Genomic DNA, 22,019 nt, shown 5'->3' on the forward strand with positions numbered 1-22,019 from the left:
GATTCCGTCGCGGCCTTATCGCGCCGGGCCTGCCAGAGCGGCCTGGACTTCGGCGGCGGACGGTTCCTCCAACCCGTAGCGGGCCAGCAGCGCCTGGTACTCGCCGCTATCGCGGGCCCGCTGCAGCGCGCCGTTCAGCGCGCTCTGCAGTTCTTTCGATTCCTTGTTGATCCCCAGCCCGATCACGATCGGATAGAGCAGGGAGGTCGAAGTGACTTTCAAGCTGTCCTTGGACTGCGCCAGCATGCCGTGCACCACCGCCGCGTCTTCGATCATTGCGTCCGCCGCCTGCGAACGCAGCGCCATCATCGCTTCGGGAGACGTCGGGAACTCCAGCACTTTGATCTCGCCCAGCCCCTTGGGCTGGCAAGCCTCGCGTGAGACCTTCTGCAACTTCGGCGTCCATGACGCCCCCTTGATCGATGCCACGCGCTTGCCGCACAGCGCCTCCGGTCCCGCGGGTGCGTACTGGCTGGCGGTCAGCACCAGCAGCGAGGCGCCCGTCTTCAGGTACGGAATGAAGTCGATCAGCTTGGTGCGCTCGGGCGTGACGTAAAGCGCCGACGCGACCGTATCGAAGCGGCGCGCCCGCATGCCCAGGATCAGGTCAGGAAAGCGCGTATCGACGAATACCGGCTGCAGCGACAGCTTGGAGGCCAGCAGCCGCGAGAAATCCGCGTCGAACCCGGCGGGCTTGCCGCCTTCCATGTACGCATAGGGCGGATAGGTGAGGTCAGAGCCCACCGTCAGGCTGTCCGCCTTGATGGTGGCGGCGGCAAACACCATGGGAGTTGCCGTGCACAACATGAACGCGGCCAGTGCGTGAGCGGCGCTGCGGCGCGACGCCACCAGAATCTGAGTGAACATGTTTTCCCCTATGGAACGCCCTGAGAGCCGCGGCCAGATTGGATCTGCCCTATACCGGGAGGTATTCTTCGCACCAGGATTGTTGAACAATTTTTGCGATTTTCCGGCAACGAAGGAGTAGGGGATATGGGTATTTTCCCTAGCGCTTTCACCGTAGCCAGCGAACTTCTCGCGGTCAGCCGTCAGGTCCGGATCTGGCCATGCGCATGATCAGCGGGGCCGCTACGCCATCCAAAGAGTGGAGAGACGCCTCCCCCCCGTTCGCCTATAGTTTTTCGCACTCCACCGTAAGGAGTGGCGGCATTTGCCATCCGGACGCCTGTGCCGGACCCTATTCGGAGAGCTTGCCATGCACCATCCTGGACCTGCATACGTCCGCAGGGGGCCGGATCCGAAGGCCTGGCGCCAACCTCGCTGGCTCCTGATCCTGATTGGCATGCTGACGGCCGCCAGCGCTTTCGCACAGGATGTCATCTGGATCGGCCGGCCTTCCGCCCGCGACTATCTGGCCCTCAACGTCCAGCGGGCTGTCGAAGGCTACGCGGAGCTACGCCAGCAGATGGCGCGGTTCGAGGCCCAGGTCGAGGAAGCGCGGCGCGCATACTTCGCTGCCTCCGCCGCGGACCGCGCCGCAGCCGGCGACCTGTTTGGTGAACTGCTGTTCCAGAAAGACCTGATGATCGCGTGGCCGCGCATCGCCGCAGGCAGCGGCGACCAGGCCCAACGCTTCGCCAGCCTGATGACGCTTGGAAACAATGGCCGCCCGCTGGATGGCGGCATCCCGCCCAGCGCCAGAAAGGCGTTCAACAGCTGGGTTTCCGCCGTGGGCTTTGGCGTGGGGTCGGGACTTGGAATAACCCCGGACCCCATCAAGGCCGCAGCCGCGTTGGCCAGCAGCGGCAGCCTGAAAGAGTATGAAGCCTACCGGCGCCTGCGGGATCAGGCCGAGCACGACGACTGGGAAGCGCAACGAACCGGCGCGGCCCGCAAGCTGATCGAACCCGGCACGGCGATACCCGCGCGCCTGTTCTTCGGCGAAACGCCGATGATGCGAGGATTCGACTATCGCGTCGCCAAGCCTGAAAATCAGATCCTGCGCTGCATGTACGCGGGCCGCAAGGAAGAGACTTCGCTGTTCTATTTCTGGCAGGGCCAGCCGCCACAGGACATTGCCATCCTGCTCGCCATGAATCCTGGCGGCCTTGCGCGGCTGAAAGACCATGGGGTCAACCAATGCCCGCCGGACGACAAGCAGGCGCGCGCCATCGAGTCATCGCCAGCCAAGGCAATCATCACCCCCGAAATGGCTCGCGACGCCCGCGCGCAAAGAAATTCGATTCCCCTGGACCCCATCGAGGCCCAGGCAATTCAAGACCGAAACACCGCGGCGCGCCAGAAAATGGATGCCCGCAAGGCGCGCGAGGACGAGCGCAATGCGAAAGTCCTGGCGTGCCGCGAGACGTTGCAGGCGGAAGTGCAGGCCGCGCGCCAGGACCGTGACCGAATCGCGAGCGACGCGGCCCGCGCCAAATACCGGGATTGCTCGCGCAACGCCAGCAAGTAGCCGTATGGCTGCGACGTGCTCTCCGGTGTGCCGGTTACGCAGACCTTGGTCCGCCCCGACAAGACAGGCTATGTTGCCTGCCTTCAGGACGCCACCCCGCCAGACCTGGTCTCCCTGAGATCCAGCCACGCCACCAGCAACAACCCGCCCGCCAACCCCAGATGCTCGAAGAACGAGTTGGCCGCCATGAAGCGTTCCTGGCCTATCGGCATCTCCCAGAAGCGCAGCGCGATGCCGGTCGCCATCAGCGTGAAGGCGGCCAGCGCCAGCGCGCCCAGCCATCGCAGCCTGCCCGTCAGGATCATGACGGAGGCCACCAGTTCCAGCGCAATCACCAGCACCGCGAACAAGGGCTCGGGCGACAGGCCAAAATGCGCCATTTCGCGCAACGCGCCGGGAAAGTCGGTGAGCTTCACCACCCCTCCCTGCAAATAGGCGGCGCACAGGCCCAGATAGGCCAGGAACCGGACGGCAGAGGCTCCGAACAGCGGGCGGGCCAGATCGGCCAGCCGCCGTTCCCATTGAAAGGGCGTACTCATGGCGGGTCCCCTTAAACGGCCCAGCAAGAGCAGCCCAGCGCGCCGAAGAAGCCCTGCAGGTCCGAGCTGGGCGCATTCGATGCCCACGCGCGGGCATGGTCGTGCCCATGCATGCCGCAGGAGCTGGCGCATGCGCAGGCCGCCATGTTGCGGTAGCCCAGCGAGTTGCGGCCGGCGCCCTGCGGATCGCCCCAGGCGCCATAGCCGCCGAACAGCCGGGTAGGGGACCAGTCGGGCATGGCAGGCGGCAACGGGTTGTCGTCCAGCGGCGCGAACTCACCCGCGCCGTAGACCACGCGGCCGCCCACCACGGTCAAGTCCGAGGTCAGGAAGGAAGTCTCGTCCTCGGCGCAGCTGAAGTAGTCCTTGTCCGGCACGATGAAGTCGGCAAGCTGGCCGGGTTCGATGCGGCCGCGCTTGCCTTCCTCGTTGGAGAACCAGGCCACGTTCTCGGTCCACATGCGCAGCGCGGTTTCGCGGTCCAGGCAGTTGCGCGCGGGGTAGAGGCGGGTGCCGCCCACGGTCTTGCCGGTGACCATCCAGGACAAGGAGACCCAGGGGTTGTACGAGGCGACACGGGTCGCGTCGGTGCCGGCCGAAACCTTTACGCCGCGCTGCAGGATCTTGGCGACGGGCGGCGTGGCTTCGGCGGCCTTTGCGCCGTAGCGGTCGATGAAGTATTCGCCCTGGTAAGCCATGCGGTGCTGCACGGCAATGCCCCCGCCCAGCGCGGCGATGCGGTCGATGGACTTGTCGGAGATGGTTTCGGCGTGGTCGAAGAACCAGTTCAATCCGGTCAGCGGCGTATCGCGATGCACTTTCTCGAATACGTCCAGGGCCCGCGAGATGGTCTCATCGTAGGTGGCATGCAAGCGCCACGGCCACTTGTTCTGCACCAGCACGCGCACGACCTCTTCCAGCTCGCCTTCCATCTCCGGCGGCATGTCCGGACGCTCGACGCGGAAGTCCTCGAAGTCGGCCGCCGAGAACACCAGCATTTCACCGGCGCCGTTGTGGCGGAAATAGTCCGTGCCTTGCTTGTATTTCACGCTGGAAGTCCAGTTGAGGAAGTCTTCCTTTTCCTGCTTGGGCTTTTGCGTGAAGAGGTTGTAGGCCAGGCGCACCGTCATCTGGTTTTCATCGGCCAGCTTCTGGATGACGGCGTAGTCGTCCGGATAGTTCTGGAAGCCGCCGCCCGCGTCGATCACCCCCGTCACGCCCAGGCGGTTCAGTTCGCGCATGAAGTGGCGCGTGGAATTGACCTGGTAGTCGAAGGGCAGCTTGGGACCCTTGGCCAGCGTGGCATACAGGATGGTGGCGTTGGGCTTGGCCAGCAGCAGGCCCGTGGGATTGCCCTGGGCATCGCGCATGATCTCGCCGCCCGGAGGATTGGGCGTGGTCTTGGTATAGCCCACCGCGCGCAGCGCGGCGCCGTTGAGCAATGCGCGGTCATACAGGTGCAGGATGAACACCGGCGTGTCGGGCGCGATGGCGTTGATCTCTTCGATGCTGGGCAGGCGCTTCTCGGCGAACTGGTGCTCGGTGAAGCCGCCCACCACGCGCACCCATTGCGGCGCGGGCGTGTTGGCGACCTGGCGCTTCAGCATGGCCATGGCGTCGGCCAGCGTACGCACGCCGTCCCAGCGCAGTTCCATGTTGTAGTTCAGGCCACCGCGCACCACGTGGGTATGGTTGTCGTAGAGGCCCGGCAAGGCCGCCCGGCGCTTCAGGTCGACGACCCGCGTGCCAGCGCCTGCCAGCGCCATGACTTCGGCATCGCTGCCCACCGCCACGAACCTGCCGTTCTTGATCGCGACGGCGCTGGCCTGCGGTTTGCTGCGATCCAGCGTGGTGATGCGGCCATTGTGGAAAATGACATCCGGGGTAGCGTTGGACATATTGGGTTCTCCTTGGGAACTGGCGATGGCGTGGCGCCCCAACATGCCGTTGAGCGCCAGGGCGGAAGCAACACCGATGAGATCGCGACGTGTAGGCATGCAATGCCTCCTTTGATGCGGAAACCGGCTCAGCCGTGTTCCTTGTCTTGGGTTTGATGGCGGCCGGGCAATTGCCCGAGTACGTGGCTCACGGCCTTTTCCTTGTCGCAGGCGGCAACGAAGGCGGTTCCGCTGAGGAGCTGCCGGCCCACCGGAACGATCTGCTCGCCGACCAATATGCCGAGCAAGCCGATCAGGGCCACAAGGGGCGGGGCGGGCGAGCGGACCTGCAGCAGGCTGTAGACCACGCCGACCAGCAACCCCGCGCCCAGGGAAAGCAGATAGATCTTCATATGTGTCCTCGTTGTGTCGATGGATGGGGATGGATGCCGCTCAGGCATGCGTATCGGCCAAGAGGACTTCCGCGTCGTCCAGGGCCATGAGGCGCAGCTCCGTTTCGTCGCGGATGGCGGCGCCGTCGCCCAGGCCGATCTCCACGCCGTTGACCTTCAATCTGCCTTTGGAGGCAACCAGGTAGCCGCGCCGCGCGCCGCGCGCAAAACGATAGGTGGCGGCCTCGCCCGCCTTCAGCGCCAGCGCAAGCACCCGCGCATCGCTGCGGATCGGCAGCGCGTCTTCGTCGCCGTCCATGCCGCTGGCCAGCGTGATGAACCGGCCCTTGCAGGCTTCGCGCGCAAACGACTTTCTGCCCCAGCTCGGCGGCGCGCCGCGGCGATCCGGCTCGATCCAGATCTCGAACACCTGCGCGGGTCCGCCTTCCATGTTGAATTCGGCATGCGTCAGGCCGCTGCCCGCGCTCATGACCTGCACCTCGCCGACACCTGTGCGTCCGCGGTTGCCCAGATCGTCTTCATGAGTAAGCGCGCCTTCCCGCACGCAGGTGATGATTTCCACATTCGCATGCAGCAAGGGCGCGAAGCCCGAGCCCGGCGCGATGGTTTCGTCGTTCCATGCGCGCAGCGCGCCCCAGTTCATGCGCTCTGGGTCTTGGTAAGCGGCGAAGGAAAAATGGTGCTTCACGTCGAGCCAGCCGCGACGGGCATGGCCCAGGCTCGCAAGAGGACGGCGCTCAACCATGGCGCGCCTCCGCTTCCCGGCTGCCGTCCATCGCGACGGCATGCGTCGTATGGTTCATGAGCTTGCTCCCGATGCGGCCCGTCAGTGCTTCAAGGCCAGGAAGTGATGCACCTCGGGCTTGTCCGGCCCCATGTGGAAACGCAGCGCCTCGGTTTGCAGATCAGCATCGGCATGGGACACCCGGTGATGCTGGCGCAAGTGTTCAGCCCAGGACTCGACGAAGAACCACTCGACCACCCGCTGAGGATCCCCAGTGTGCTCGACCACGCCCCAGGCATAGGCCCCGTCGCGCAAACGCTCTTGCGACAAGCGCTTCATCGCTTCGAGAAAGGCGGGCCGATCTTCCTGGCGGATGCGGTATTCGACCTGCACCAGCACCGGGCCGCGATCATTGGCGACCGGCTCGGCGAGCAGCGGCTCCGGCCAGTGATTCGACGCCTGCAGATCTGCTTCGCCGATCGGCAGGCGCACGCGATGGAACAACAGCGCCACCACCACCAGGCCAGCTGCGCTGACCGCCAGCGCATAGGGCACGCCGATCTCCCGCGCCACCAGGCCCCAGCCCAGGCTGCCGGCGGCCATCGCGCCATTGAAGACCATCAGATATACGGCCAGCCCGCGGCCGCGCACCCAGTTGGGCAGGATGGCCTGGGCCACGCCGTTGAACGTCGTAAGCGCGGTGATCCAGCCCATGCCCAGCACCACCAGCAGCAGCACCGCCAGCCACTGGGGCGGCGCGAACACCAGCCCCGCCATGACCGCCGCGCTGGCCACGGATGCCAGCAGCACCAGCCCGTCCGTATCCAGGCGGGCGCTGAGCTTGGGCATGACCAGGGCGCCGATGATCGCGCCCGCGCCCACCGCACCCAGCAGCACGCCGTAGAAGCCGGCAGTGCCTCCGAGCATCTGCCGCGCCACCAGGGGCAGCAGGGCCCAGACCGCGCTGGCGAACAGGAAAAAGACGGCGGCGCGCAGCAGGACGCGATGCAGCTCCTTGCTGGCCCGCGTATAGCGCAGGCCCGCGCGGAACGCGCCGAAGAAGTTCTCCGACAGCCCGCTGTCGACGGCCGCCGGACGTTTCCACCACAGCAAGGCGGCGATGACGAACACGTAGCTCAGCACGTCCAGCCCATAGGTGACCGCCGCGCCGAAGCTGGCCAGGATCAACCCGCCCGCCGCCGGACCGATGGCGCGCGCGATGTTGATGCCCAGCGAGTTCAGCGCGACAGCGCCCTTGAGCTCCTCGCGGGGCACGAGTTCGGGCACGATGGATTGCCAGGTCGGCCCCATCAATGCCGCGCCGATACCGCCGACGAAGGTCAGCGCGATCAGGTAGTCGACGGTCAGCGCGCCGAAGTGCGACAGCAGCAACAACGTGCCGCTTACCGAGGCCAGCAGCAACTGCACGAATATCAGGAAGCGGCGGCGGTCCAAGATGTCGGAAAGCACGCCGGCCGGGATCGCCAACAGGAAAATCGGCAAGGTCGCGGCCGTCTGGATCAGCGCCACCGCGGTCGGGCTGGCCGACAGGTCGGTCACCAGCCAGGAGCTGGCCACGTCCCGCATGAAGCTTCCTACATTGCCCAGCACCGTCGCGGCCCACAGGACGGCGAACACGGACTGGCGCAAGGGCGCGAAGGTGCCGCGCGTCGCGTTGCTCTTCTGGTCTGGCATGGGACTCTCCTGGATTGCGCCAGGCAGCTGTTGGACCCGCAAGTCCCGCCGCCCGCCGTGTTCAAAAGCAGAATGCCGGGCCGACCAGAATCTGTCTGGCCGGCCCGGCTTGCGGTTTACTTGGCGGGGTTGGGGCCGATGCGTTCGCCGTGCTGGACGCGCTCAGCCAGCTTGTGCACGTGGGTGACCGCGTAGTCGATGCCCATGCCGTAAGCGCCCGAGTGTTCCTTGACGATGGCGGTGACGGCATCGTAGGTTTCCTTGCGGGCCCAGTCGCGCTGCCATTCCAGCAACACCTGCTGCCAGGTCACCGGCACCACGCCGGCCTGCACCATGCGGTCCATGGCGTACTTGTGCGCGTCCACCGAGGTGCCGCCCGAGGCATCGGCGACCATGTAGATCTCGTACTCGCCTTCCAGCATGGCGCACAGTGCGAAGGTGGTGTTGCAGACCTCTGTCCACAGGCCCGCGACGATGACTTTCTTGCGGCCATTGGCGGCCAGCGCGTCGCGCACGTTCTGGTCGTCCCAGGAGTTCATGGAGGTGCGCTCCAGAATCTTGTGGTCGGGGAACACGGCCAGCAGTTCGGGATACGTGTTGCCCGAAAAGCTGTCGGTTTCGACGGTGGTGATGGTGGTCGGGATGTTGAAGGTGCGCGCGGCCTTGGCCAGGCCCACCACGTTGTTCTTCAAGGTCTGTCGGTCGATGGATTGGACGCCGAACGCCATTTGCGGCTGCTGATCGATGAAGATGATTTGGCTATTCTGCGGAGTCAGGACTTCGAGGTACTTGTTGGCGGACATGGCAGGTCTCTCTTTCAGGAAAACGATCAAGGTGTGTCCATAGTAGAGAGAGGCCGCGATCCTGAGAACCCGCGGCAAGGAATTCCATCCTTTCCATTTCTTGCATGATGACGATGGCGTGACAGTCTTTTGCTGCGCTGCGTTCAACACCATTCTTGTCCATGCCATAGGCAGGGGCTATCATCGGCGCGGGCATTTCCCGAGAGCACGAGATGAGCAAGCTGCCGGATTTAGAAGGTTGGGCGATCTTCGCCAAGGTCGCCGAGACGGGATCGTTCGCCAAGGCGGCGGCCGAGTTTGCCCTGTCGCAGGCCACGGTTTCCAAGACCATCAGCCGTCTGGAAGCCAGGATGAAAACAACCCTGTTCCATCGCACATCGCGCAGCATGACTTTGACGGAATCCGGTTACGCGGCGCTGGAACGCGCGGCCCGCATACTCGAGGAAGGCGAGGCGGTCGAATCCGAGGTGACGGAGAAATCAAGCAGCCTGCGCGGCAAGATCAGGCTGTCGGCTCCCATGTCCTTCGGTGTCACGCACCTGGCGCCGATGTTGCCTCCGTTCATGCAGGCCAATCCGGATGTCGCCCTGGAAATCGAATTCAGCGACAAGCAGGCGGACCTGGTTTCGGAACGCTTCGACCTGGCGCTACGGATTTCCAACCTGGTGGACTCCACGCTCTTGGCGCGGCGTCTGTGCTCCGTGCGCATCCTGCTGGTGGGCGCGCCCAGTTACTTCAAGCGCGCGGGCCGCCCCAAGCATCCCAAGGATCTGGCTCAGCACACCGCACTGCAATACATGTACGCGCGCAACGGCTCGAGCTGGCGTTTCCGCCATGAAAAGCATGGGGATTTCTCGCAGTCCTTGCCCGTGCACCTGAACGTGAACAACGCCGAAGCCCTGACGCCGGCGCTGCAAGCGGGCATGGGGCTGGCGTTGCAGCCGGAGTTCCTGGCATGGAAGGATCTGCAATCGGGTGCGCTGGAGACCGTGATGGATGACTGGCAAGTGGACCCGATCGCCCTGCATATCGTCACGCCGCCGGGGCGCCGCCGGCCGGCCCGGGTGCAGGCCTTCATCGAGTATCTGGCGGAGCGCTTGACGGCCGAACCCTGGGCCAATGATGTGCAGGTGTAGCTGGCCCGCAGCTCCCGGCCTGCGCCGGGGCAGCGGCGCCAGTCGGGACCGGCGCGCGCCATCATTGAATGATTAGGCGAAACTTCGAACGAGTATCGCATCGACCTCGATGTCGAACGCGCTGAAACCGGACTGGATCAAGGTCCTGGCAGGCGGCGGTTCCCCAACATAGGTCGCGTAGATCGCGTCGAATTCCTGCGCATGGGCCAGGTCCCTCAAGAACACACCCACCTTGACTGCGTCGCGCAGGCTAGCCCCTGCCGCATTCGCGGCAGCCTCGAGATTGTCGAGCGCCATTCTCGCCTGGGCGGCAAAGGGCTTGTCTCCATGTCTGACGTTATCGCGATCGCGCGGTGTCTGGCCCGAGAGAAACAGGAGTTGGCCAGCCTGCATGGCCACGCTGTAGGTGCCGGCTGGCGGCGGCGTCGAGTCGCTGGAATACGCTTTTCTGATCATTTTTCCGGGTGGCTTGGGTTAAGCGAGACGCTGTTCTTCAAGGATGGTCGCGATGCGTTTGACGGCGTCCACCGCCGCCTCGTGGTTCTGCGAGAAATTGAGGCGGATGCTGTCACCGGCGTGCGGGCTGAATTCAGTCCCCGGCGTGACCGTGACGTTAGCCCGCGACCGCAGCGTCCGGATGAAGGTCTGCAAAGTCATGCGTAGCTTGGGCAGCTGCGGAAACAGGTAGCTGCCCGCTTGCGGTGTGCGGACCGCCACGCCATCGATGCCGCGAAACAGCGACAGCAGGTCGTCGCGGATCTGCTGGTGCCTTCCGATGCGGTCGGCCAGCCATCCGGCGGGTTCGGAGAACCAGGTCTGCAACACAGCCTGGCAGTACCCCGGCGCGCGCAACGAGACGATGGCCTGGAGTTTCTCCATGCGCTGGATGATGCGGGCATTGCCAAATGCCACCCCCAAGCGATAGCCGCTCAACGATTCCGTTTTTGACGGTCCCATGATGGTGACGACGTTTTCTCCCGCCTCCGGGGCGCCTCGAAGATGGACATACGGCTGCCCCGCATACAGCAGACGGGAGTAGAGTTGGTCGACAATGACCGTTGCGCCGAACCTCTCGGCCAGCGCCGCGATCTGCCCGATTTCGTTGCGGGAATATACGGCCCCTGTGGGGTTGTTCGGGTTCGAGAAGAGAAAGACCTTGGCGCCCGCCTTGAATGCCGATTCCAATTGCTGCAAATCCAGGCCGGCATGCGCCGTGTTGTTCAGATAATCGAGTTGCACAGGGATCATCTCCGCCCCCATGAATTCGACCAGCTTGCGATTGGCGAAGTAGTCGGGCTGCACGATCGCGACTTTTTCGCCGGCAGTCACGGTGCTTGCGACGGCGAGAAATAGTGCGCTCTGGGTTCCGGGCGTAATGATGAGTTCTTCGGCGCCCGAAACGGGATGGCCCGAAAACGCCGCCAGATCGAGCGCGAGCTTCTCGCGGATGGCCGACTGGCCACGGTATTCGGTATAGGCCTGGGAACCGCCGCGATGAACGCCTTGGACGAAAGCGTCAAGCGCCCCCGGCGTGGGTTCAAACGCATCGGCATTGACGTCGCCGTGCGAGAAATCCACGGCCACGCCCGGAAGGCTTGCGCCTTCATGCAGCAGACCTTCGCCGCCGTGGCTTTCCCTCACCTCCTGGCCTGGCGCGTTATCAATGCCCAGCTTCAGGAACTTTTCTTCAATCGCATTCATGGCGTTCTCGTCGTGTTAACAAAATGGGGGACTTGTGATGGTTCGGCGGCTCGATCCCGATCGATCTCGACAGTGTCATCGTTCTCCTGAAGCAATCGCGCCAGCAACGGCATGTCGATATTGCCTCCGGACAACACGATCAGCACGTCCTTGCCGCCTGACTGCAGCCGTCCGGCCAGTACCGCCGCCAACGCCACGGCTCCGCCCGGCTCAACCACCATGCCCAACTCCGTCAGCGAAAACCGGATGGCGTACGCAATTTCTGCGTCCGTCACGGCCAAGGCTTCATCAAGAAAATGCCGATTGATTTCGAACGGCAGTTGCGCGGGCGTCACCGCTTGCAAGGCATCCGCCAGCGTGGTCGCCGTGGGCGCGTTGACCTCCCGGGTTCCGCTGGCGAGCGAGCGCACGGTGTCGTCAAACCCGCAGGGTTCCACGGCCACCACTCGCAGGTTCGGCAGAAGGGCGTCCAGCACCAGTCCGCAGCCGGCCACCAGTCCGCCGCCGCCGCAAGGCGCGGCAAACGTACCCAGATTTTCCCTGGCCGCAGGCGCAAGCGCGTCCAGCGCTTCCAGCGCCACCGTTCCTTGTGCCGCCAGCACGTCAGGGTGATCGCCAGGAGGGATCAGCGTGCCGCCTGACTCCTGCAACAACCGCATGCCGATGACTTCCCGGCTTTCGCGTCGCCGGTCGTAATGCACCACGCGTGCGCCGTGGGCCAGTGCTCGAGCGACCTTGTTGCGAGGCGCGTCGGCCGGCATGACGATCGTTGCCGGAATGCCGAGACAGCGTGCAGCCCAGGCCACGGCCTGGCCATGATTGCCGGTGGAATAGGCAACAACGCCCCGTTGCCGTTCGGACTCGCTCAAGCCCAACAAGGCGTTGAACGCGCCGCGCGCCTTGAAGGATCCCGTCACCTGGAGGTTCTCGGCCTTGATCCAGACTGGCGCGCCCACGATGCAATCGAGGGCTGCCGATCGCATGAGCGGCGTCGAGACCACGTGAGGCCGGATGCGTTCGAGCGCTGCGCGGACATCGTCAAAAGCGGGCACACGCATCTTGCCGAGTGACTCGTGTGCGATGAACGCGCCAGGTCTGGCCTTCGGTCTGTTTCGTGTCATGGGGATTTTCGGATTCGATAGCTTCAATGGGATACCAGCCGCGACAGAAAGTCCTGCGCGCGCGCGGAACGGGGCGATGCGAAGAACATGTCCGCCGGCGTGTTCTCCACGACTTTCCCGGCATCCATGAAGATGATGTTGTCCGCGGCACGCCTGGCAAAGCCCATCTCATGCGTGACAACGGCCATCGTCATGCCGTCCTGGGCAAGCTCCAGCATCACGGAAAGCACCTCGCCTATCATCTCTGGATCCAACGCCGACGTGGGCTCATCGAAGAGCATGACGATGGGGTCCATTGCCAGCGCCCGCGCAATCGCGATGCGCTGCTGCTGGCCGCCGGAAAGCTGGGCCGGATACGCATCGATCTTTCCAGGCAGCCCGACACGGCCCAACAATTCCCGGGCCTGGTCGTGCGCAGCCTCCCGCGTTCGCCCCAGTACCTTCATGGGGGCAAGACAGAGGTTGTCGAGCACGGTCAGGTGCGGATAGAGCTCGAAATGCTGAAACACCATGCCGACGCGGCTGCGCAGATCGCTCAGATTGGAGGCAGCGGCGCCCACATCGACGCCGTCGACCCGCACGCTGCCGCGTTGGAACGACTCCAGACCGTTGAAGCACTTGATCAGCGTGCTTTTGCCGGAACCCGAGGGTCCGCAGATCACGGCCACCTCGCCGCGGCGGATCGCCATGTCGCAACCATTGAGCACGGGGGTCGCGCCATAGGATTTGTGCAGTCCGGATACTTCGATCATGGGCGCTTCTTCTCGCTGTTCTGATGTCATACGGCGCTCCTGCGCTTGGCTGCCAGGTGTGCCGCCAGTGATAGGGATGCGCAGAGCACGAAGTAGACGAGCGCTGCGAACAGGTACATCTCGATCAATCGGTTGTCCCGGTTGGCCACGATGCTGGTGGAGGTCATGAAGTCTCGCAACGAGATGACGTAGACGAGCGAGGTGTCCTGGAACAGCACGATCGCCTGCGTGATGAGCACGGGCATCATGTTGCGCAGCGCCTGTGGCAGCACCACGAAGCGCAGCGCCTGCGCACGGCTCAAGCCGGACGCCGCCGCGGCTTGCCATTGCCCCGAACGCACGCTTTGCAGGCCCGCGCGGATGATTTCGGAGTAGTAGGCCGCCTCGAACAGCGTGAAGGCGATCAATGCCGAGGGTAGCGCTCCCACGGGCTTGCCGACGATCAACGGCACCAGGAAATAGAACCAGAAGATGACGAGGATCAATGGCACGGCGCGGAAGCCGTTCACATACACGGCCGCGGCTCCCGCGAGCAGCGCATGCCTGGAGAGGCGCGCAAGCGCCAGCAGCAGGCCAAGCACGAGGCCGCCGGCCATCGCCACCAGGGTCAGCAGCAGACTCAGCCCCAGCCCCTCCAGCAGGAACGGCCACGCCTTCACGATGACCGAGACGTCGAATACGCCATTCATGTCCGTCCTCCTTGGGTGCCTGGGATCAGCAGCTTCTTTTCCAGGCTGCGCATGCCTGCGGTGACGCATAGCGCGATGGAGAGGTACACCAGGGTGGCGGCGGTAAATGCTTCAAAGCCGCTGAAGGTATAGCTCTCGATCTGGCGGCTCTGCGCCGTCATCTCGAATACGCCTATGGTCAGCGCCAAGGCGGAGTTCTTGAAGACAGTAAGAAACTCCGAGGTCATCGGCGGCAGGACCAGCCGCAGCGCCTGGGGCAGCAGGATGTAGCGATAGGCCTGCGCCAGCGTCATGCCGCTGGCGTAGGCCGCGAGCCGTTGTCCGCGCGGCAATGCGGCGATGCCGGAACGGACCTGTACCGCCACGCGCGCGGCGGTGAACAAGCCCAGGGCGGCAATCGCCGTCCAGATCTCCGGCATCGGCAGATCACGCTTCAGCCATCGACCGGCCTCGCCCGGCAGCAGTTCCGGCACCACGAAGAACCAGATGAACAACTGCACCAGGAGCGGCACGTTCCTGAATACCGAAACGTAGGCCGTCAACAACCACCGTATGCGGCCGGGCAGCGATCCCAGCACGCCCAGCGCCAGGCCGATCACAACGGCGATGGCCCAGGCTGCGAGCGAGATCAGCACCGTCGCTTGCAGCCCGGAGATCAGCCAGCCCGCGTAAGGCTCCTCGAAAAGGACATTCCAATTCCATGCGTAGTTCATCATGAGCCCCGAGCGGATCGCGTCATTCCGGGAGTGCGGCCAATTTGAATGCCGCTGCCAGGTCCTTCGACAGCGGAACGCCCATGGGCGCGAACCACTTTTCGTAGGAAGCGTTGAGTTCCCCGGAGCGCACACTGCGCGCGATGGTGGCGTTCACCAGGCTGAGGAACACGGTGCTGTTCTTTTGCAGCATCAGGCCGTACGGATCGAACGACAGGTGCCGGCCGACCACTTCAAAGTCGACAGGCGTCGGCGCGCTCTTGCGCAATCCATAGAGCAGGATGTCGTCAGTGGAGAAAGCGTCGGCCCGGCCCGTCGAGAGCGCCAGAAAGCCCTCGGAGTTGTCCCTCACCGGAACGATGCGGACCTGCAGATTCTTCGCTTCGATCAGTGCCTTGATCAGCCGTTCGGGAGTGGTGTTGATCGGCAGCGCCACAGCCTTTCCGTTGAGGTCCTCAACCTCCTTGATGTCCGCGCCCTTGCGCACCAGCAGCCGAGTGGTCGAGATGAAGTGCGGGGCGCTGAAGTCAACCTGGGCCTGGCGGCCCAGGGAGTTGACCGTCGACCCGCATTCGAGATCGACCGTGCCGTTGGCGACCAGCGCGATCCGGTTTTGCGGGTTCACCGCGATGTAATCGACCTTCAATGCCGGCATCTGCAGTCGCTGCCGGACCGCGTCCACCACCTTCATGCACAGGTCCATGGCGTAACCCACAGGCTTCCTGGCGTCGTCCAGATAGGAAAAGGGAATCGACGATTCGCGATAACCCAGCGTGATGGTTCCCTTTGCCTTGATGCGCTCCAGGATGGGATCGGTACTCTGCGCCATCGCCGCCAAGCTGCCTGCGAGCAGGACTGCGCCTAGGACGCCGCGCAGGACGCGGGGCACGAACTGGATTGTGGTGGTCATGGAGTCACTCCTTTTGTCACGCCGGCGTTGGGACGGGTTGATCGGCGCCGGTCAGGGCGGCAACCAGTTCTGCGAGGCTGGAAACCGTCAGGTCGGGTTTCGCCTCGGCCGCGCCTTCGCCCGACAAGCCCAGCAGCCTGCCCGGGCGGTTGACCCAGGCGCAACGGACGCCCAGCCGGTTTGCCGGCGTGATGTCGGCCCGCAAGCTTTGGCCGACGTGCAGGATCCGTTCGCGCGGGATGCCCATGCGCATGAGATCGCCTATGCCCGTGTCGAAGTGCGGCCAATCGGGCTTGTAGGCGCCTACGCGTTGTGCCGTCACCACCAGATCGAAGCGGAAGTCCAGGTTGTCGCACGCGGTATTGAGCGAAGCCTGGTCGATGTTGCTGAACGCGCCTACCTTGGCGGACTGCTGCAGGCGCACCAATCCAGCATGGCTGTCGTCGAATGCCGGCCAGGTATGCGGCGCGGCCGCGAACTGGCGGCGCAGATCCGGGTCCACGGCCACCTTGAACTGGGCGCAGATGCGCTCGAAGCACTTGGTCAGGACGTCGGGGTAGAGGTGCGCCGGGCGTTCCTTCTGGATCGCCGCGCGGGCGCCATCGAAAGCCATGATCAGGGTTTCGGCGTCGGCCTCGATGCGGTTCTCGCGCGCCCAGCGCGTCAGAAACTTGGCGATCGAAGGCTCCCAGTCAATCAACGTGCCATACACGTCGAAGGTCACGGCATCGAAATCGGAAAGGCGGAGCGTCATATGCAACCTTGATGAAAAGTGAGGAGTCCGTGAACTATAATCGATAATCGATAATCGGCAATACCTGATCAGTCCGTATAATCCCTAAGAGGAGGAAATCTATGGACTACAGTGAAGCGTCGCCGGTGGCGCAGGCCCTGGCGGATCGTTCGATCGCTGGCGCGGTGGTAGACGCCCTGCGCGGAGAAATCATCCACGGCCAGCTAAAGCCAGGAGAACGCCTGCGCCAGGATGCCGTGGCCTCGCGTTTCCGGGTCAGCCAAACCGTCGTGCGAGAGGCGTTCAAGGACCTCATTCGCGAGTGCTTCCTGGTCTCGGAACCTCGTCGCGGCGTCAGCGTGGCGACCATGTCGGCCGACGAAGCCGAAGAAATGACGACGTTGCGCAGCGTGGTCGAGCCGCAAGCCTTGGCTTGGGCCATCCCCAAGCTGACAGAGGTTCAGTTCGAAGCAGCCGAGCGCGTGCTCAAGGAGCTGGACAACGAAACCAGCGTCGATCAAATCATCCTGCTGAATGCCCGCTTTCACCGGGGGCTATATGCCGCTGCTAACCGCCCAAGGACGCTGACGATGGTCGAGACATTGCGTCTGGGCTTCGAACGCTATTTGCGTTACACGTGGGAGTTCACGACCCACCGGGATCGCTCGCAACAGGAGCACTGGGAGCTTCTGGCGATGTGCAAACAGGGTGAAGTGAACAACGCCTGCAGCCTCCTGACGCAGCACATCCGAGCAACGGGAGACTTGCTCGTCGAATGCCTCGCGAAGCGGCCGATTGAACAAACGTCCAAGCTTTGAAGCACTTGGAGCCAGGGCTGGCGCGCATCCCTGACGGGCTAGGGCACCGGCGCAGCCTGGCAGTTCACGGATAGGCCGAGAGCCCAAAACCCGGCGTGCTTGCGCCAAGAAAAAAGGGGGGCTGCGATGCAGCCCCCCTTTTCACGCAATCCGGAGTTCCCAGGAAGAATCCAGATTTTCGCGGGATCGCGCGCCGATCAGGCGTCGATATTCCCCGCCGACAGCGCATGCGTCTCGATGAAGTTGCGGCGCGGTTCGACGTCGTCGCCCATCAGCGTGGTGAAGACCTCGTCGGCCGCGATGGCGTCCTCGATCTGCACGCGCAGCAGGCGGCGCACCTTCGGGTCCATGGTGGTTTCCCACAGCTGTTCCGGGTTCATTTCGCCCAGACCCTTGTAGCGCTGCTTGGAGATGCTGCGGTCGGCTTCGCTGCGCAGCCATTGCATGGCTTCGCGGAAGTCGGACACGGTCTGTTCCTTGCGCTTTTCGCCTTCGCCGCGAGCGGCCAGCGAACGCGCACCGACCTTGCCTGAGAAGCTCTTGGCAGCCTTGGACAGGACGGCGTAGTCCGAACCGCTCACGAAGTCTGCGTCGATGATGCTGACGCGCACGTTGCCGTGGTGCATGCGCTGCACCGACAGGCGATGACGTTCGGTGGCTTCGTCGAACTGCGGCACCACTTCGACGCCGTTGCCGCTGACCGGATCGCGCATGGCGTCGGCCAGGCGGCGGGCGGAGTCAGCCGTGGACTCGGCCGATTCCAGGTTGATCTCCACGCCTTCGGCCATGGCCGACAACGCGCCCACGTCGAACACGCGCGACAGGCGCGCGATGACGCCGTCGGCCGCCACGTACTGGCGGGCCAGGTCGGTCAGCTCGTCGCCGCGGATGATATTGCCGCCCGAGATGATCTCGGCATCCTTCAGCGCCAGCTGCAACATGAACTGCGCTTCTTCCTGGTCGTCCTTCAGATACCGTTCTTCACGGCCGACCTTGACCTTGTACAGCGGCGGCTGGGCGATATACACGTAGCCGCGCTGCACCAGCTCGGGCATCTGGCGGTACAGCAGCGTCAGCAGCAGGGTGCGGATGTGCGCGCCGTCGACGTCCGCGTCGGTCATGATGATGAGGCGGTGGTAGCGCAGCTTGTCCACGTTGAAATCAGGGCCGATGCTGGTGCCCAGCGCGGTGATCAGCGTCGCGATCTGTTCGCTGGCGATGAGGCGGTCGAAGCGCGCCTTCTCGACGTTCAGCACCTTGCCGCGCAGCGGCAGGATGGCCTGGAACTTGCGGTCGCGGCCTTGCTTGGCCGAACCGCCTGCGGAGTCACCCTCGACGATGTAGAGCTCGCACAGCGCGGGGTCTTTTTCCTGGCAGTCGGCCAGCTTGCCGGGCAGGCCTGCGCCTTCCAGCACGCTCTTGCGGCGGGTCATCTCGCGCGCCTTGCGCGCGGCTTCGCGCGCGCGGGCGGCTTCGACGATCTTGGCGCACAGCGCCTTGGCGTCGATCGGGTTCTCAAGCAGCCAGGATTCCAGCGTACGGGCCACGGCTTCTTCAACCGCCGGACGCACTTCGCTGGAGACCAGCTTGTCCTTGGTCTGGCTGCTGAACTTGGGTTCGGGCACCTTCACCGACAGCACGCAGGCCAAGCCTTCGCGCATGTCGTCGCCGGACGTTTCGACCTTGGCCTTCTTGGCCAGTTCGTTGTCGGCGATGTACTTGTTGATGATGCGGGTCATCGCCGCGCGCAGACCGGTCAGGTGCGAGCCGCCGTCGCGCTGCGGGATGTTGTTGGTGAAGCACAGCACGCTTTCGCTGTAGCTGTCGTTCCACTGCATCGCCACTTCGACGCCAACCGGCACGCCGCCCGCCGAGGACTCGGTGGTGACCGAGAACACGTTCGGATGCAGCACGGTCTTGCTGCGGTTGATGTATTCAACAAAGCCCTTCACGCCGCCAGAAAACGCGAAGTTCTCTTCCTTGCCCTGGCGCTGGTCGATCAGGCGGATCTTCACGCCATTGTTCAGGAACGACAGCTCGCGCAGGCGCTTGGAGAGGATCTCGTAGTGGTACTCGATGTTGTTGAAGATGACCGGGTCGGCCAGGAAGCGCACTTCGGTGCCGCGCTTGTCGGTCGTGCCCGTCACCGCCAGGGGCGCGACGCGCTCGCCTTGGCGGAACTCCATCTGGTGCACTTCGCCGTTGCGGCGGATGGTCAGCCGCAGCCATTCGGACAGCGCGTTCACGCAAGACACGCCCACGCCGTGCAGGCCGCCAGACACCTTGTAGGAGTTCTGGTCGAACTTGCCGCCGGCGTGCAGTTCGGTCATGACGATTTCCGCCGCGCTGCGGTGGAATTCGTCATCCTTGTGGATGTCGGTGGGAATGCCGCGGCCGTTGTCCGTGACCGAGATGGAGTTGTCGGTGTGGATCGTGACGACGATGTCGTCGCAATAGCCGGCCAGGGCTTCGTCAATGGCGTTGTCGACGACTTCGAACACCATGTGGTGCAAGCCGGTGCCGTCGGAGGTATCGCCGATGTACATGCCGGGGCGCTTGCGCACGGCCTCCAGCCCCTTGAGCATCTTGATCGAGTCGGCGCCGTAGCCGCCGTTCTCGGGAGTGGTGTTCTGCTGATCTGACATGTCTGTATCGATAACGCTTTAAAGAACGGCCTGGCGGCCGGACCGCGGGCGCAGCACGAGGCTGCGCCGCGGCACAAACCCACAAGTGGCGCGGATCAGATCCGCATGGGCATGACGACGTACTTGAACTGGTCGTCTTCGGGCAAGGTGATGAGCGCCGACGCGTTGGCATCGGGCATGACCGACCACTGGATGTTGTCCACCTTGACGTTGGCCAGCACGTCGAGCAGATAGCCGACGTTAAAGCCCACATCCAGCGCTTCATGGCCGTAGTCGATGTCGATCTCTTCCTGCGCCTCTTCCTGCTCGGCGTTGGAAGACGAGATCTTCATCTGGTTCTGCGCCAGTTGCAGGCGCACGCCCTTGAACTTGTCGGTGGTCAGGATGGCGGCGCGCTGCAGGCTGCCCTGGAGCGCTTCGCGGTTGACCAGGAAATGGCGCGTGTAATTGGTCGGGATCACGCGCGTGAAATCGGGGAACTTGCCTTCCACCAGCTTGGACACGAGTTCCACATCGCCGAAGCGGAAGCGGATCTGGCCCGGCGCCACATCGATGGAGACCACTTCGTCGGAGTCTTCCAGCAGGCGCTGCATTTCCAGCACGGTCTTGCGCGGCACGATCACTTCGTGGCGTTCGCTGATGCCGTCGGCTTCCGTCGAGCAGTGCGCCAGGCGGTGGCCATCGGTAGCGACGGCGCGCACGCGGCCCGGTTCGAACACCAGCAGCATGCCGTTCAGGTAGTAGCGGATGTCCTGTTGCGCCATGGCGAAGTGCACCATGTTGAACAGGTGGCGCAGCGTACGCTGCGGCATGCTCAGCGACACGTCCCACTGTTCGGGCTGGGCCACGGTGGGGAATTCGCTGGCAGCCAGCGTCTGCAAGGCAAAGCGGCTCTTGGCCGACTGCACCGACAGCTTGTTGCTGGCCAGCGCCAGGCGCACGTCGCCGGTGTCCGGCAGGGCCTTCAGGATGTCCAGCAGCTTGCGCGCGGCGACCGTGGTGGATTCGTTGTCTTGACCCACGCCGAAATCAGCATGGGTGGTGATCTGTACTTCGAGGTCGGTCGCAATGAACGCAACTTTGTTGCCTTCCTTGCGCATCAGGATGTTCGCCAGGATGGGCAGGGTATGGCGTCTTTCGACGATGCCCGCCACAGTCGATAGCGGTTTCAGCAATGCATCGCGTGTGGTTTGTACGAGTTGCATGTTCATCCTTTTAGAGTTTGTTCCAACACGTGCAGGGTATGGTTGAGCTCCGCTTGCTTGGCGCGGGCGTCGGAAATCTTGCGTACGGCATGCAGCACGGTGGTGTGATCACGGCCACCGAACAGATCGCCGATTTCCGGCAGGCTTTTCTGGGTCAGCTCCTTCGCCAGGTACATCGCGACCTGGCGCGGCAAAGCGATATTGGCGGGCCGGCGTTTCGAGTACATGTCGGCCACTTTGATCTTGTAGAAATCCGCCACCGTCTTCTGGATGTTCTCCACGGTGATCTGGCCGTTGGACACCGACAGCAAGTCCTTCAGGGCTTCCTTGCAGACGTCCACCGTCAGCACGTCGCGGCCGTGGAAGCGGGCGTAGGCCAGGACCTTGCGCAGCGCGCCTTCCAGTTCGCGCACGTTGCTGCGCAGATGCTTGGCGATGAAGAACGCCACTTCCTCGGGCATGGGCACGCCTTCGGATTCCGCCTTGCGCAGCAGGATCGCCACGCGCATTTCCAGTTCCGGCGGCTCGATGGCCACCGTCAGACCGGAGTCGAAGCGCGAGATCAGGCGGCTGTCGATGCCCGACAGTTCCTTCGGGTACGTGTCGCTGGTGATGATGATCTGCTTGCGCTGGGCCACCATCGCTTCGAACGCGTAGAAGAATTCTTCCTGCGTGCGGTTCTTGCCGGAGAAGAACTGGATATCGTCGATCAGCAGCAGGTCGAGCGAGTGGTAGTAGCGCTTGAAATCGTCGAACGCCTTGCGCTGGTAAGCCTTCACCACGTCGGACACGTACTGGTCGGCATGTACATAGCGCACGCGCACACCGGTGCCCGCCGCCACCATCGCATTGCCGATAGCGTGGATCAGGTGAGTCTTGCCCAGGCCCACGCCGCCGTACAGGAACAGCGGGTTATAGGACGTACCGGGGTTCTCGGCCACCTGCAGCGCGGCGGCGCGCGCCAGCTGGTTCGCCTTACCCGTCACGAAGTTCTCGAACGTCAGGTCGGTGTTCAGGCGCGAACGCTCGTACACGATGTTCGCCGCGTCGGCGTTCACCGCTTGCGCAGCCGCCGTCGTCGCGGGCGCAGGAGCGGGCTGGGCGGGCGCTACCG

Annotated in this window: 21 protein-coding genes; 3 read left to right on the forward strand and 18 right to left on the reverse strand. The window is 64.0% G+C overall.

Features of this window, described 5'->3' with window-relative positions:
* Nucleotides 1–15: 15 nt before the first annotated feature.
* Nucleotides 16–867 carry an ABC transporter substrate-binding protein gene (locus WBB14_RS16575; RefSeq protein WP_424240814.1) on the reverse strand — a complete coding sequence of 284 codons (852 nt, stop codon included), beginning with the start codon at nt 865–867 and terminating at the stop codon, nt 16–18.
* 349 nt (nt 868–1,216) lie between these two features.
* On the opposite strand from WBB14_RS16575, the gene WBB14_RS16580 reads away from it, so the two are divergent.
* Nucleotides 1,217–2,431, forward strand: a complete 1,215-nt coding sequence (locus WBB14_RS16580) for a hypothetical protein (RefSeq protein ID WP_424240815.1) — start codon at nt 1,217–1,219, stop codon at nt 2,429–2,431.
* Between the two features lie 83 nt (nt 2,432–2,514).
* Here the strand turns inward: WBB14_RS16580 and WBB14_RS16585 are convergent, their stop codons facing one another.
* The 6 genes from WBB14_RS16585 to WBB14_RS16610 all read right to left on the reverse strand — a co-directional run bounded on the left by WBB14_RS16585 (nt 2,515) and on the right by WBB14_RS16610 (nt 8,482).
* A complete protein-coding gene (locus tag WBB14_RS16585) occupies nt 2,515–2,970 on the reverse strand; it encodes a DoxX family protein (RefSeq protein WP_424240816.1) in 456 nt (151 codons plus the stop codon).
* 11 nt (nt 2,971–2,981) lie between these two features.
* Nucleotides 2,982–4,868, reverse strand: a complete 1,887-nt coding sequence (locus WBB14_RS16590) for an amidohydrolase (protein ID WP_424240828.1) — start codon at nt 4,866–4,868, stop codon at nt 2,982–2,984.
* A 128-nt stretch (nt 4,869–4,996) separates the two neighbouring features.
* Nucleotides 4,997–5,260 carry a XapX domain-containing protein gene (locus WBB14_RS16595; RefSeq protein WP_332012270.1) on the reverse strand — a complete coding sequence of 88 codons (264 nt, stop codon included), beginning with the start codon at nt 5,258–5,260 and terminating at the stop codon, nt 4,997–4,999.
* Between the two features lie 40 nt (nt 5,261–5,300).
* On the reverse strand, nt 5,301–6,005 hold the full coding sequence (locus tag WBB14_RS16600; RefSeq protein ID WP_424240817.1) for a pirin family protein: 705 nt from the start codon (nt 6,003–6,005) through the stop codon (nt 5,301–5,303).
* A gap of 81 nt (nt 6,006–6,086) precedes the next feature.
* Nucleotides 6,087–7,679 (reverse strand): MFS transporter, encoded by a 1,593-nt coding sequence (locus WBB14_RS16605; RefSeq protein WP_424240818.1) that lies wholly within the window; start codon nt 7,677–7,679, stop codon nt 6,087–6,089.
* A gap of 116 nt (nt 7,680–7,795) precedes the next feature.
* Complete coding sequence (locus tag WBB14_RS16610; RefSeq protein ID WP_207467174.1) at nt 7,796–8,482, reverse strand: hydrolase; 687 nt, start codon at nt 8,480–8,482, stop codon at nt 7,796–7,798.
* A gap of 212 nt (nt 8,483–8,694) precedes the next feature.
* On the opposite strand from WBB14_RS16610, the gene WBB14_RS16615 reads away from it, so the two are divergent.
* Nucleotides 8,695–9,618: a LysR family transcriptional regulator gene (locus WBB14_RS16615; RefSeq protein ID WP_424240819.1), complete on the forward strand. Its 924-nt coding sequence runs from the start codon at nt 8,695–8,697 to the stop codon at nt 9,616–9,618.
* Between the two features lie 72 nt (nt 9,619–9,690).
* On the opposite strand, the gene WBB14_RS16620 is transcribed toward WBB14_RS16615, so the two are convergent.
* The 8 genes from WBB14_RS16620 to WBB14_RS16655 are packed head-to-tail and all read right to left on the reverse strand — an operon-like array spanning nt 9,691 to nt 16,258.
* Nucleotides 9,691–10,074 (reverse strand): RidA family protein, encoded by a 384-nt coding sequence (locus WBB14_RS16620; RefSeq protein WP_424240820.1) that lies wholly within the window; start codon nt 10,072–10,074, stop codon nt 9,691–9,693.
* 18 nt (nt 10,075–10,092) lie between these two features.
* Nucleotides 10,093–11,319 (reverse strand): pyridoxal phosphate-dependent aminotransferase, encoded by a 1,227-nt coding sequence (locus WBB14_RS16625; protein ID WP_424240821.1) that lies wholly within the window; start codon nt 11,317–11,319, stop codon nt 10,093–10,095.
* Nucleotides 11,316–12,440, reverse strand: coding sequence for a threonine ammonia-lyase (locus WBB14_RS16630; RefSeq protein ID WP_424240822.1), 1,125 nt, complete (start codon nt 12,438–12,440; stop codon nt 11,316–11,318). Before WBB14_RS16630 ends, WBB14_RS16625 begins: the two co-directional genes overlap by 4 nt.
* Before the next feature lie 23 nt (nt 12,441–12,463).
* Nucleotides 12,464–13,192, reverse strand: a complete 729-nt coding sequence (locus tag WBB14_RS16635) for an amino acid ABC transporter ATP-binding protein (protein ID WP_424240823.1) — start codon at nt 13,190–13,192, stop codon at nt 12,464–12,466.
* A 26-nt stretch (nt 13,193–13,218) separates the two neighbouring features.
* Nucleotides 13,219–13,881 (reverse strand): amino acid ABC transporter permease, encoded by a 663-nt coding sequence (locus tag WBB14_RS16640; protein ID WP_013390772.1) that lies wholly within the window; start codon nt 13,879–13,881, stop codon nt 13,219–13,221.
* Nucleotides 13,878–14,594 (reverse strand): amino acid ABC transporter permease, encoded by a 717-nt coding sequence (locus WBB14_RS16645; RefSeq protein WP_207467453.1) that lies wholly within the window; start codon nt 14,592–14,594, stop codon nt 13,878–13,880. Before WBB14_RS16645 ends, WBB14_RS16640 begins: the two co-directional genes overlap by 4 nt.
* A 22-nt stretch (nt 14,595–14,616) precedes the next feature.
* Nucleotides 14,617–15,504, reverse strand: a complete 888-nt coding sequence (locus tag WBB14_RS16650) for an amino acid ABC transporter substrate-binding protein (RefSeq protein ID WP_424240824.1) — start codon at nt 15,502–15,504, stop codon at nt 14,617–14,619.
* 16 nt (nt 15,505–15,520) lie between these two features.
* Entirely contained in the window at nt 15,521–16,258 is a 738-nt protein-coding gene (locus WBB14_RS16655) for an HAD family hydrolase (RefSeq protein WP_424240825.1), read from the reverse strand.
* A 101-nt stretch (nt 16,259–16,359) separates the two neighbouring features.
* Between WBB14_RS16655 and WBB14_RS16660 the strand changes: the two genes are divergently transcribed.
* Complete coding sequence (locus WBB14_RS16660; RefSeq protein ID WP_013390768.1) at nt 16,360–17,055, forward strand: GntR family transcriptional regulator; 696 nt, start codon at nt 16,360–16,362, stop codon at nt 17,053–17,055.
* Nucleotides 17,056–17,252: 197 nt separating this feature from the next.
* Here the strand turns inward: WBB14_RS16660 and gyrB are convergent, their stop codons facing one another.
* From gyrB to dnaA, 3 genes are all read right to left on the reverse strand, one after another.
* Nucleotides 17,253–19,700 (reverse strand): DNA topoisomerase (ATP-hydrolyzing) subunit B, encoded by a 2,448-nt coding sequence (gyrB, locus tag WBB14_RS16665; protein WP_332012275.1) that lies wholly within the window; start codon nt 19,698–19,700, stop codon nt 17,253–17,255.
* 95 nt (nt 19,701–19,795) lie between these two features.
* Nucleotides 19,796–20,905 carry a DNA polymerase III subunit beta gene (gene dnaN, locus WBB14_RS16670; protein ID WP_424240826.1) on the reverse strand — a complete coding sequence of 370 codons (1,110 nt, stop codon included), beginning with the start codon at nt 20,903–20,905 and terminating at the stop codon, nt 19,796–19,798.
* A gap of 2 nt (nt 20,906–20,907) precedes the next feature.
* Nucleotides 20,908–22,019, reverse strand: a 1,112-nt coding sequence (gene dnaA, locus WBB14_RS16675) for a chromosomal replication initiator protein DnaA (protein WP_424240827.1), incomplete at its 5' end; no start/stop codon positions are given.

Source organism: Achromobacter sp. (assembly GCF_049647645.1).
Lineage (GTDB): Bacteria > Pseudomonadota > Gammaproteobacteria > Burkholderiales > Burkholderiaceae_B > Achromobacter.